Genomic DNA, 11,482 nt, shown 5'->3' on the forward strand with positions numbered 1-11,482 from the left:
GTCACTTCTCCGACAGCCAGCGGCCCAGCTCCCGGGCGGTCGGCTCTGCCGTGCGGATGAGCGTCTCGTGACGGTGTCCCTCGACGACGAAGGCGTGGGAGTCGGGGAGGGCGGCGACGACCTCGTCGAACCACTCGCGGGGAACGACGACGTCGAGTTCTCCCCGCACCACGAGGGTGGGCGCCGACACCCGTGCGTAGACGCCCTCGGGCCGGTGGCTGAGCATCGCCCGCATCTTGCGCCTCAGGTGCGGTCCCGCCCGCACGTACTCGCGGGCGCCGAGCAGCAGCACCTTCGGGCTCTCGCCCAGAGATCGCGCGCCGAATGCCACACCTGGTGCAGCGCGCGGCGGCGATGGCGGTCGACGGTGGGGGCGACCAGAACGAGGCGGTCGACCGTGTCGGGGTGTCGGGCGGCGGTCTCGGTGACGACCTGCGTGCCCATCGAGTGCCCGAGCAGCACGACCAGGCCCCGTCCCAGATGGCGCAGATACGCGGCGACGAGGTCGGCCATCCGTTCGATCGTGGGCGTGCGTGTCGGCTCGGGAGCGTCGCCGTAGCCGGGCAGATCCAGCGCGACGACCAGTGCCTCCCCATCGAGATGCTGCACCAGGTCGCCGAACACCTTGCGACCCATGCCGATCCCGTGCACCAGCACCACGGTGCGCGCCGACGCGGCATCGCCGCGACGCTCGGCCACCATGCTCGCACCGCCGTGTGCGAAAACCTCGATGCGCCCGTCATCGGTCGGTACGCCCGTGATCTCGTCGATCGCGCGATCGACGGCATCCGTGCTGACCGCCATGCACGAGTGGACGGGCGTGAGCGCGGTCGCCTCGACGACGTCGCTGAGCGTGCAGGAGCGCACGGTCACCGCGCGTGTCGTCGCCGCCGACCGCGGCGACGTCGCCGGAACCGTCACGTTCACGGGGCAGGCCGCCACCTCCGCGCTGGTGCGCGCCAGCGCGTGGTCGGTGCAGGTGCTCGTCTCGCGCGGCGGGGCGAGCGTCGTCGTCCCCGCGGGAATCCGCACCGTCACGGCGCAGTACGACGGCTACCGCGATCAGCTCGTGCAGGTGTCGAACTCCGATGCGGTCACGCTGGCCGACGTCGTCGTGACCCCGGACCCCGAGCCCTCGCCGGTCCCCACCGACGGCACGAGTCAGAGCGGCACGGGTCAGACCGGCACGGGTCAGAGCGACCCCGGCGCGGCCTCGCTGGCCACGAGCGGTCAGAGCCCGGTGCTGATCACGGCGGCGAGCATGCTCGCAGCGCTGCTGCTGGTAGCCGGAGCCGTCCTGCTGATCGGACGCCGCCGCATCCGAAACGGCTGAGTCCGCACCCACCGCGACGGGCGGCTCGGAGACGGTCTCCGAGCCGCCCGTCCGCTGTGTCGTGGGACGGTGGCCACGCGTGAGGGGGCGATAACGTGGACGGATGACCAGTCCGGGTACCGCGAGCATCTCCCTCGACGGCGGGCAGCGCTGGCGCGCGTTCTGGGTCTGCGTATCCGTCGCGGCGCTGACGATCCTCGATCTGAGCAAGGTGAACGTCGCGCTGCCCTCGATCGAGAAGGCGCTGGGGGCCGGTTCGACCCAGCTGCAGATCGTCGTCTCCGGCTACGTGCTCATGTTCGGTCTCGCGCTCGTGCCCTTCGGGCGGCTCGGCGATCAACGCTCGCGCAAAGCCCTGTTCCTCGTCGGGTTGAGCCTGTTCCTCGTCACCAGTGTCGTCTGCGCCCTGGCGCCCACGATCGAGGTGCTGATCGCTGCCCGCCTCGTCCAGGGCCTCGCCGCCGGCATCCAGATGCCGCAGGTGCTGGGAACCATCCAGCAGATCTTCGTCGGCAAGGAGCGCGGTCGCGCCTTCGGACTGTTCGGAGCCACGATCGGTGTCGCCACTGCGATCGGCCCCACCTTCGGTGGCCTGATGATCGCCGTCGGCGGGGTGCAGGACGGCTGGCGGTGGATCTTCTGGATCAACGTGCCGCTGTGTGCACTGGTCATCGCCGGCGTGCTGGGCCTGCTCCCGCGAACGCGTCGATCGACGCCCGGTCGCCTGCAGCTGGACCCCGTCGGCCTCATGCTGCTCGCGTTCACGATCGTGACCCTCATGTGGCCCTTCCTCTTCACGACCGGCGCCCCGACCGACGATCCGCGTCGGTGGTGGAGCCTCGTTCTCTTCGTCGTCTTCGTGAGCGCGTTCACCTGGTGGGAGCGGCGGTATGCGGCATCCGGTCGCTCGCCGCTCGTGCCGTTCTCGCTCTTCTCGATCTCGTCGTTTCGCAACGGCACCCTCGTCGTGACCACCTACTTCACGGCGATCCCGGCGATGTTCCTGCTGACCACGCTGTTCCTGCAGATCGGCATCGGCACCGAGCCCGTCTTCGCCGGCATGGTGTCCATCGGCTTCGCCGTGGCCAGCGCCATCACCGCGTGGTTCGGCGGCTCGCTCGTCGCGCGGCTCGGGCGCCCCCTCGTGGTCGGCGGGCTGATCGTGGTGCTCGTGAGCGTCGTCGCCCTCGCGATCGTCGCGTACACGGTGCCGGCCGGAGTCGTGGAGTACGCCATGGCGGGGGTCATGGTGGTCGCCGGTGCCGGCGCCGGCTTCGTCGTCGCGCCGAACCAGACGCTCACCCTCGCCGAGATCCCGACGCGCGAGGGGGGCCTCGCCGGTTCGGTCGGCCAGCTCGGCCAGCGCGTCGGCACGGCAGTGGGCACCGCGATCGGGCTCTCGCTGTTCTACTCGACGGTCTATCGCGAGAAGGACGGCGGGGGCGACGCGCTCGCGGTCTTCCACGATGCGTACGCCTACGGCATGGTGGCCGTCGGCGTCTTCCTGGGCATCGCGCTGCTGCTGGGGGTCATCGACCTCGGCGCGCGGCGCAGAGCGGCCCAGGACTGAGCCCACCCGCGGGCCTTCCGTGCGATGTCGGCGGCTGCGCCTACCGTGGAGCCATGCGCATCCTGCATACCTCCGACTGGCACATCGGGCGGACCTTCCACGGTCATTCGACGCTCGATGCGCTGCGGGGTGTGCTCGAGACGCTCACCGAACAGGTCCGCACCCACGCGGTCGACGTGGTCGTCGTGGCGGGCGACGTCTTCGATTCCGCGACGCCGGCCGCCGCCTGCTACACGCTGCTGTCCGAGACGCTGCGGGCACTGGCCGACACCGGCGCGCAGGTCATCGTCACCAGCGGCAACCACGACTCCGCGGCGCGGCTCGGCTTCCAGGCGGCGCTGCTGCGCGACGGCATCCACGTGCGCACCGACCCGGCGGCGATCGGCGAGCCGATCACGGTGTCGGACGAGCACGGTCCGGTGCACTTCTACGGCATCCCTTACCTCGAACCCGCGCTCGTGCGTGCGGTGTGGCCCGGGGTGCGTACGCAGGCCGATGCGCTTCGCCGTGCGATGGACGTCGTCCGCGTCGACCACGCCTCCCGCGGCGGACGGACGGTGGCGATCGCGCACTGCTTCGCGGCCGGCGTCGAGCCCACCCCGCACCTCGAGCGCGATATCCAGCAGGGCGGTCTCGATGTCGTGCCCCTGTTTGCCTTCGACGGTGTGGACTACGTCGCCCTCGGTCACATCCACGGTCGCCAGAAGCTGGCTGAGCATGTGCGCTACGCCGGCGCGCCGCTGCACTACAGCTTCGGTGAAGGGCACAAGCCGCGCGGGTCGTGGCTCATCGAGATGGATGCCGAGGGAGCGTCGGAGGCGGTGTGGGTCGAGCTGCCGGTTCCTCGACGCCTCGTCACCCTGCGCGGGCCGTTCGAGGAGATCCTGGCCGCGACCTCGTCCGACGATGCTCGCGACGCGTGGGTCAGCGTCGAATACACCGATGATCTTCCGGTGCGCGATCCGCTGCGACGGCTGCAGCAGCGCTTTCCGTACTGCGCCAAGGTCGTGCACGTGCCGGACGTCGCACGCCACAGCGATGGGCGGGGCTACACCGATCGTGTCCGGGCCGCACGCAGCGACCTCGAGCTGTTCGATGCGTTCCTGTCACATGTGCGTGACGGCGAGGGGCTGACGGAGCGAGAGCGCGAGGTGCTGCGTGACGTGCTCGAGGAGCGCGTCGTCGTCGAGGCGTTGGCATGAAGCTCCACCGTTTGGAGCTCACCGGCTTCGGGCCCTTCCGTGACACGCAGGTCGTCGACTTCGACGCGTTCGATGCCGACGGACTCTTCCTGATCTCCGGGCGCACCGGCACCGGCAAATCGAGCATTCTCGACGGGGTCAGCTTCGCCCTGTATGGCAGCGTGCCCCGCTACGACGGCGGGGAGAAGCGTCTGCGCAGCGACCACGCGGATCTCTCCGACCCGACCGAGGTGCGATTGGAGTTCACCGTCGGCGCGCGACGCTGGCGCGTGACGCGGGCGCCGGAATACGACCGCCCCGCCAAGCGCGGGGGCGGATTGACGACGGAGCCGCCGCGGGCGGAGCTGGAGGAGCTGGTCGAGGGAAGATGGGTCGGGCGCGCGGCGAAACCGCGCACGGTCGGCGAGGCTCTCGGCGAGATCCTCGGTCTGAACGCGCAGCAGTTCCAGCAGGTGATCCTTCTGGCGCAGAACAAGTTCTCGCGGTTTCTGCTCGCCTCCGGTGAGGAGCGCCAGGGCCTGCTGCGCACGCTCTTCGGTACGCGTCGATTCGAGCAGTACCGTGATGAGCTCGATAGCCGGCGCCGAGAGGCGGAGACGGCTCTGGCCGCTGTCGACTCGCGTGCGCGCACGCTCGTCGAGGAGGGTGAGAGGCTGGCCCGAGCTCACGATCTCGATATCCGCGAGGCGCAGGACGGCGCCGGCGACCTCGCTGACGAGCACGCGGGCGGATCGGAGCTTGCAGCGCACCCCGACCCTCGGCGCGCGGATCCCGCGCCGGCGCCCGTGGCGACCCGTCGCGAGGATCTCGCGCGGGCGCACCGCCGCGCGCGGTACCGCGTCGAACAGGCGGAGTTCGCGCGCACGGCGACCGAGGAGCGTTTCGCCGCCGCGGCCGCTGCGCACGCCGCGGTCGTGGCCGCCGCGGCGCGCGCGCAGGAGCGACAGACGCTGCGCCACCGCCTCGGTGAACTCGAGGCCCGCGCCGACGAGATCGCACGTGCGCGCCGCCGGCTGGATGGCGGGCGTGCCGCCGCGGTGCTGCGCGCCCCTCTCGACTCTCTCGAGCGTGCCGAGCGCGCTGCGGCGGCGGCGGCGCACGACGCCGACACGGCTCGGGATCGGTGGCGTGCGGGCCGCACGGACGCTTCAGCCGACGCCGCTCGCGCGGTCGGGCAGCTCACCGGTGATCTCGCCCGGTGGGAGATCGCAGCCGCTCAGGAGCGGGACCTCGTCGCGCGTCGGGTCGAGCACGAGGCTGCGGTCGCCGCGATCGCGGCGCGCGAGCACGACCTCGCGGACATCGATGACCGCCGCGCCGCCCGTCCCGCCGAGCGTGCCCAGATCGACGCCGAGATCGCCACCGTGTCGGTCGCCGCGGCGCGTCTCGACGATCTGCGTGCCGAGCACCTGCGTCAGCGCGAGGTCGTCGCTGCGGCCCATCGTGCCGACGACCTCGCGGCCGCGCTCGCCGCGGCCGAGGCTGCGTACGCGACGGCGCTGACGGACTCCGAGGCTACCTCGGCTGCGCTCGGTGCGCTGCTGCGTCGACGTGTCGCCGGCGTCGCGGCGGAGCTTGCGGACGCGCTCGTTCCCGGGGAGCCGTGCCCGGTCTGTGGCTCCACCGAGCATCCCCACCCCTCGCCGCCCGCCGACGAGCCCGTCACCGATGACCTGCTGGTGGCGGCCGAGCGCGCGCGAGACGAGGCGTCCGTCGCCGAGGCCGACGCGCGCGAGCGTGCCGGTCTCGCACGGGAAGCTGTCGCTGCGGCCCGCATCGCCGCCGGCGGCCTCGACGGGGCCGCGGCCGAGGAGAGACTCGCCGCCACGTCCGCGGCGCAGGCCGAGGCCGAGCGTGCGGCCGCGGAACTCGCCGGCCTGTCGCAGCGCCGCGCGCGCGCCGAGCAGGCCGCCGCGGCCGACGACGAGCGGCGCGCGGCGTGCGTCGAACACCTCGCGACGGCGCGCGAGCGTGCCCGCGCGGCCGAGTCCGACATCTCCCGCCTCGAGGCGGTCGTCACCGCGGCGCGCGGGTCGTTCGCGACGGTGGCGGCGAGAATCGACGCCGTCGCCGAGGACCGCGATCGGGCGCGCGCGGTCGTCGTGGCTGATGCCGCACGTGATGAGCGCGCTCGTGCGCACCTCGACGCCCGACAGGAACTCGACGCGCTGCTCGCGGCCTCCGGTTTCGACGATCTCGACGCGGCCCGGGCGGCGCTCATCTCCGACGAGGAGATCGAGGGGATCGACATCGCGATCGCCGACCACGCGGCGCAGCTGTCGGCGACGCGCTCTCGACTTCTCGAACTCGAACTCGACGCCGGCGGCGATGACCCCTCGGCCCACGACGTCGACGTTTCTCGCGATGCCGTCGAGCTCGCCGATGCCGCGCGCACCGATGCGATCTCCGCTCACGCCGGCGCCGTCCGCACGGCCGAGGCGCTCCAGGATCTGCTGCAGCAGGTCGACCGTGCCCTGGCGGAGGTGCAGGAGAGCGCCGACGAGGCCGCCGCCGTGATCCGTCTGGCCGACAGTGTGGCCGGGCGGGCGCCGAACACGATGCGGATGGACCTCGAGACCTTCGTGCTGGCCGCCGAACTGGAGGAGATCGTCGCGGCTGCCAACGTGCGTCTGGCGGAGATGTCGTCGGGACGCTACACCCTGCACCACTCCGACGCCCGTGCCGCGCGCGGGCGCGCGTCGGGCCTGGGCCTCGACGTGCTCGACGCGCACACCGGCCGGCGGCGTCCGCCGCAGTCGCTGTCCGGCGGCGAGACCTTTCTCGCCTCGCTCGCCCTTGCGCTCGGTCTTGGAGAGGTCGTCACGGCCCGGGCCGGCGGCATCCGTCTGGACACGCTCTTCGTCGACGAAGGCTTCGGATCGCTCGACCCCGAGACACTCGAACTCGCTCTGCGGACTCTCGACGACCTGCGCGCGGGCGGGCGTACCGTCGGTGTCATCAGCCACGTCGAGGCGATGAAGGAGCAGCTGCCGGCCCAGCTGCTGGTCGCATCGACGCCGGAGGGCCCGAGCGTCATCCATCAGGATGCCGCTCGAGCCCCCGTGGTCAAACGCGCGCGGTGACCTACTGCAGGTAGGTCCGCGCAGAGGTCAGGATCTCACCGTAGAGCGTGCGCAGCATGTCGGCGGAGCTCTCGTCGGCTCCCACGCTGGTGATCGTCTGCTGCACGAGGTCGTCGATTCCCGCCTCGCCGGTCGTGAGCAGCGTCTCGCCGATGAGGATCAGCGTTTCGTCGGGGAGGACCTGCTCGATGATCTCGGGCGTCGCCGTCGGGTCGACCTCCGTGAGGATCTGGTTGACCTTCGGGCGGACGTCGGCGATGAACTGCTGCTGCGCCGCCGACTCCGTCGCCGTTGCAGAATCGTCGCCCTCGCCGGGCAGGATGTCGCCGGGGCTGACCTCGACGGAGGGGATGGGCGTCGGGGTGCTCATCATCTCGTCGATCGATGAGCCCGCCGAGGAGACGCCGACGAGGATGATCGACCAGATGAGAGCGAACGAGCCGATCGTCGCGCCCACCAGCGACAGCACGAGGGCCGTGATGCTGAGGGGCTTTCCGCCGTAGCGCTTGCCCGCGAGCCCGACGATGGAGAAGATGAAGCCCGCCAGCAGCAGCAGACCGCCGATCAGCACGGCCACCAGACCCACCCACGGCACCGGCACGATGCCGATGATGCTGAGGAGCGTGCCCCCGGCGGCGAGGCCGAGTGCCGTCCACGCGATGGCCTTCGAGCGAGTGTCGGGCACCGGCGGGCCCGAGGGTGCGAGGTACGGCGGGGTCGGCGCGCCGTAGGGGGCGGTGGGTGCGCCGTAGGGCACGGTGGGCTGGCCGGCCGCGGGCGGGAGAGGGGGCGCCGTCGGTGCGACGTAGGCATCCCCGTAGCCGCCGGTCGGGGCGGGTGCGGCAGGCGGGGCTGCGGGCGGGTAGACCTCGGTGGGGGTGGAGTCCACCGCGTCGGGAGCGACCGCGTCGGGGACGTCGGCGGCCGAGCCGTCCGGATCCTGAGGATTCGTGGGCGGGGGTGTCGACATCTGTTCTTCCTTCGTTTTGTCCGATCATCGCGGGGCCTGGTCCGGGAGACGTCGGCGTGGCGGCGCTATGTCGACCCTATCGACTCACTGTGACTTTGTTCTCGGTGAGCTGTCCGCGACGTTTCTCACGTCGCATCCGATGACCGCGACAGGCCATCCTGAGACAGGATGGGAGCACGCGGCATCCCGCCGGTGCGAGCACGCGGCGGGACGCCCGATGAAAGGGACGCCATGACACTCACCTCGGTTCTGCTCGACACTCCGCCCTCGGTGGCCGCGCGACTCGGCTGGGACCCGGCCACCACCGTCCACGATCGTCGCCGCATTCTCGCGAAGGAGCTCATTGCCGCTCGCCTCGGCTGTGACGTGAACGACATCCGTATCGAGCGCGAGGCGCCGCGCGGCTTCGGCTACCACACGCGCCTGATCGCCTCGCGTGACGGTGAGGAGCTGCCGATCGCCATCGTCACGGCGAGCTTCCGCGCCGCGACGATCGTCGCCATCTGCGACCCGGGCCTTCCGCTGGGCATCGACATCCGTGACATGACACCGGAACCCGCCGACATCCGCTTCATGCAGAAGCACTCGCACCTGTTCGACCCGGACAACATCCCCGACCTGCTCCAGCACTGGGTGCGGGTGCAGGCGGTGCTCGAGGCCGACGGTCGCGGGGTGCGCGTCGCGCCCGACAACGTGCGGCTGGACATGGGGCGGCTGAAGGGATGGATCCCGGACCGCAACATGAAGTACACGCTCGTCGACGCGTCGCGCGACAGCTGGGTGATCACGATCGCGATCGGAACCCTTCCCGCGGTCTGATCCCCGTGTTCATCCGTCCCTTGCTGCCGCATCCGACGGGGTGAAGCGACCACAGCGGACGGATGAACGCCGCGGGGCGCGGGTGGGCTCAGGCGGCCGGGAACGCGCGGTCGAGCTCGGCGAGCCACACCGCGGCGTTGCCGTCGCTGGGCGCTCGCCAGTCGCCGCGCGGCGAGAGCGACCCCGACGGAAGCACCTTCGGCCCGTTGGGGATCGCGGTGCGCTTGAACTGCGCGAAGCCGAAGTAGCGCGTCAGGAACACCCGCAGCCAGCGCACGATCGTCTCGCGGTCGTAACCGTAGCGGTCGGATGCCGGGAAGCCCGGCGGCCACGCCCCGGCATCTGCATCGCGCCAGGCGTGCTCTGCGAGGAAGACGATCTTCGACGGGCGCAAGCCGTAACGCAGTACGTGGAACAGCGCGAAATCGTGCAGCGCGTAGGGTCCGATCGTGTCCTCGGTCGACTGCACCTTGCCGTCCTGGCCGGCGGGCACCAGCTCGGGGCTGATCTCGGTGTCCAGCACCGCCTGCAGCACGTCCTTCGCCGCCGGCGACAGGCTCATGCCGTCGTCGGCGGCGTGGGCGATGACCCATCGGATGAGGTGCTGGATGAGCGTCTTGGGCACCCCGGCGTTCACCGCGTAGTGGCTCATCTGGTCACCGACGCCGTAGGTGGCCCATCCCAGGGCGAGCTCCGACAGGTCGGAGGTGCCCACGACGAATCCGCCGTTCTGATTCGCGAGTCGGAACAGGAAGTCGGTGCGCGCCCCGGCCTGCACGTTCTCGAACGTCACGTCGTACACGGGCTCGCCGTTCGCGAAGGGGTGGCCGATGCCCGTCAGCAGCTCCGTCGCCATGGGGCGGATGTCGATCGTCTGGATCGATGCGCCGATCGCTTCGGCGAGGGCGATGGCGTTCGACTTCGTGCGATCGCTCGTCGCGAAGCCGGGCATCGTGTAGGCGAGGATGTCGCTGCGCGCTCGCCCCATCCGGTCCATCGCCCGCGCGACGACGAGGAGGGCGTGCGTCGAATCGAGGCCGCCGGAGACGCCGATCACGGGCTTCGGTGACCCGATCGCGCGCATCCGCTGCTCGAGCGCGGACACCTGGATGTTGAACGCTTCGTAGCAGTCCTGGTCGAGTCGTGCCGGGTCGTCGGGCACGAAGGGGAAGCGGTCGAGCGGGCGACGCAGGCCGATATCGGATGCCGGCGGATCGACCGTGAACGCCACCGTCCGCATCGGACTCGTCGCCGGTGCAACCGCGCGGCGGTTGTCGTCGAACGTGCCCTGGCGAAGGCGGTCCTGGCGGATGCGGTCGAGGTCGATGTCGGCGACGGCGCTGCGCGGGCCGTCCGGGAAGCGCTCGGTTTCGGCCAGGAGGGCGCCCGACTCGTAGATCATCGTCTGTCCGTCCCACGACACGTCGTTGGTCGACTCGCCCAGGCCCGCGGCCGCGTAGACGTAGGCGGCGATGCAGCGGAACGACTGAGACTTCGCGAGAAGGTGACGATCATCGGCCCGCGCGACGGTGATCGGGCTGCCGGAGAGGTTCAGGAGCACGGTCGCACCGGCGAGAGCGGCGGTGGACGACGGCGGCACGGGCACCCACATGTCCTCGCACACCTCCGCGTGGACCACCAGGCCCGGCACGTCGTCCGCGGCGAACAGCAGGTCGGTGCCGACGGGCACCTCCTGGCCGACCAGCACGGTGGATTCCGGGGCATCCGTTCCGGCCGCGTACCAGCGGGCCTCGTAGAACTCGCGATAGGTCGGCAGATAGCTCTTCGGTGCGACGCCGAGCACGCGGCCGCCGTGGATGATCACCGCGCAGTTGTAGAGGCGTGGCCCCAGCCGCAGCGGTGCGCCGACGACCAGCAGCGGACGCAGCTGCTGCGAGGCCGAGACGAGGGTGGCGATGGCGGCGTGGACGGCGTCGAGCACGGCATCCTGCATCACGAGGTCGTCGATGGCGTATCCGGTCAGGCAGAGCTCCGGGAAGACGGCGACGGCGACGGCATCGTCGCTGAGCGCGCGGGCCGCGTCGATGACCGCCTCGGCGTTTCGCGCCGGGTCGGCGATCGCGACGGGGATCGTACAGGCGGCGACCCGGGCGAACCCGTGCCGATAGACGCTCTCGAACGGCAGGTTCTCGCTCACCCCTCCAGTCTGGCAGGTGCGCCGGCGCTGGGCGATGTCGGCGGCGCCGACTAGCGTCGAAGGCGGAAGGGTGACATGCGATACATCGAGGACACCGGCGACGGCGCGCGCATCGTCTGGAGCGCGAGCGATCTGAAAGCAGCCGCCGAGTGCGAGTTCGCGTGGCTGCGTGCGATCGACGCCAAGCTCGGACGGGTGCCGGCGGTCGTCGAACCCGAAGACCTCACCCTCGAGCGCGCCGGTCGGCTCGGCACCCAGCACGAGCTGCGCCAGCTGGAGGCCTACCGCGCGCAGTATCCCGGACGTGTCGTGGAACTGCCCGAGACGCGATCGTCGGATGCCGCGGC

10 protein-coding genes are annotated in these 11,482 nt (G+C 71.3%); 6 read left to right on the plus strand and 4 right to left on the minus strand.

The features are described from left to right. Position 1: 1 nt before the first annotated feature. Together BGN98_RS08355 and BGN98_RS08360 are read right to left on the minus strand one after the other, a co-directional pair. Positions 2–292 carry an alpha/beta fold hydrolase gene (locus BGN98_RS08355; protein ID WP_288120761.1) on the minus strand — a complete coding sequence of 97 codons (291 nt, stop codon included), beginning with the start codon at positions 290–292 and terminating at the stop codon, positions 2–4. Then, entirely contained in the window at positions 244–804 is a 561-nt protein-coding gene (locus BGN98_RS08360; protein WP_288120763.1) for an alpha/beta fold hydrolase, read from the minus strand. The genes BGN98_RS08355 and BGN98_RS08360 overlap by 49 nt, the downstream gene beginning before the upstream one ends. Here BGN98_RS08360 and BGN98_RS08365 point away from each other — a divergent pair. The 4 genes from BGN98_RS08365 to BGN98_RS08380 all read left to right on the plus strand — a co-directional run bounded on the left by BGN98_RS08365 (position 791) and on the right by BGN98_RS08380 (position 7,188). Next, positions 791–1,333 (plus strand): hypothetical protein, encoded by a 543-nt coding sequence (locus tag BGN98_RS08365; protein WP_288120765.1) that lies wholly within the window; start codon positions 791–793, stop codon positions 1,331–1,333. The two genes, BGN98_RS08360 and BGN98_RS08365, sit on opposite strands and share 14 nt — an antisense overlap. Before the next feature lie 103 nt (positions 1,334–1,436). Beyond that, positions 1,437–2,903 carry an MFS transporter gene (locus tag BGN98_RS08370; RefSeq protein WP_288120767.1) on the plus strand — a complete coding sequence of 489 codons (1,467 nt, stop codon included), beginning with the start codon at positions 1,437–1,439 and terminating at the stop codon, positions 2,901–2,903. Between the two features lie 53 nt (positions 2,904–2,956). Further along, a complete protein-coding gene (locus BGN98_RS08375) occupies positions 2,957–4,105 on the plus strand; it encodes an exonuclease SbcCD subunit D (protein WP_288120769.1) in 1,149 nt (382 codons plus the stop codon). After that, a complete protein-coding gene (locus BGN98_RS08380; protein ID WP_288120771.1) occupies positions 4,102–7,188 on the plus strand; it encodes an AAA family ATPase in 3,087 nt (1,028 codons plus the stop codon). Before BGN98_RS08375 ends, BGN98_RS08380 begins: the two co-directional genes overlap by 4 nt. A 1-nt stretch (position 7,189) precedes the next feature. Here BGN98_RS08380 and BGN98_RS08385 read toward each other — a convergent pair whose 3' ends face one another. Then, positions 7,190–8,158, minus strand: coding sequence for a hypothetical protein (locus BGN98_RS08385; RefSeq protein WP_061682442.1), 969 nt, complete (start codon positions 8,156–8,158; stop codon positions 7,190–7,192). 231 nt (positions 8,159–8,389) lie between these two features. On the opposite strand from BGN98_RS08385, the gene BGN98_RS08390 reads away from it, so the two are divergent. Beyond that, positions 8,390–8,977, plus strand: a complete 588-nt coding sequence (locus tag BGN98_RS08390; RefSeq protein ID WP_288120775.1) for a 4'-phosphopantetheinyl transferase family protein — start codon at positions 8,390–8,392, stop codon at positions 8,975–8,977. Between the two features lie 88 nt (positions 8,978–9,065). Here the strand turns inward: BGN98_RS08390 and BGN98_RS08395 are convergent, their stop codons facing one another. Next, positions 9,066–11,135, minus strand: a complete 2,070-nt coding sequence (locus BGN98_RS08395; protein ID WP_288120777.1) for an NAD(+) synthase — start codon at positions 11,133–11,135, stop codon at positions 9,066–9,068. Positions 11,136–11,210: 75 nt separating this feature from the next. On the opposite strand from BGN98_RS08395, the gene BGN98_RS08400 reads away from it, so the two are divergent. Continuing rightward, a partial coding sequence (locus BGN98_RS08400; RefSeq protein ID WP_288120779.1) for a hypothetical protein occupies positions 11,211–11,482 on the plus strand: 272 nt, incomplete at its 3' end.

The sequence above is a fragment of the Microbacterium sp. 69-7 genome (assembly GCF_001897985.1).
GTDB classification, from domain to species: domain Bacteria; phylum Actinomycetota; class Actinomycetes; order Actinomycetales; family Microbacteriaceae; genus Microbacterium; species Microbacterium laevaniformans.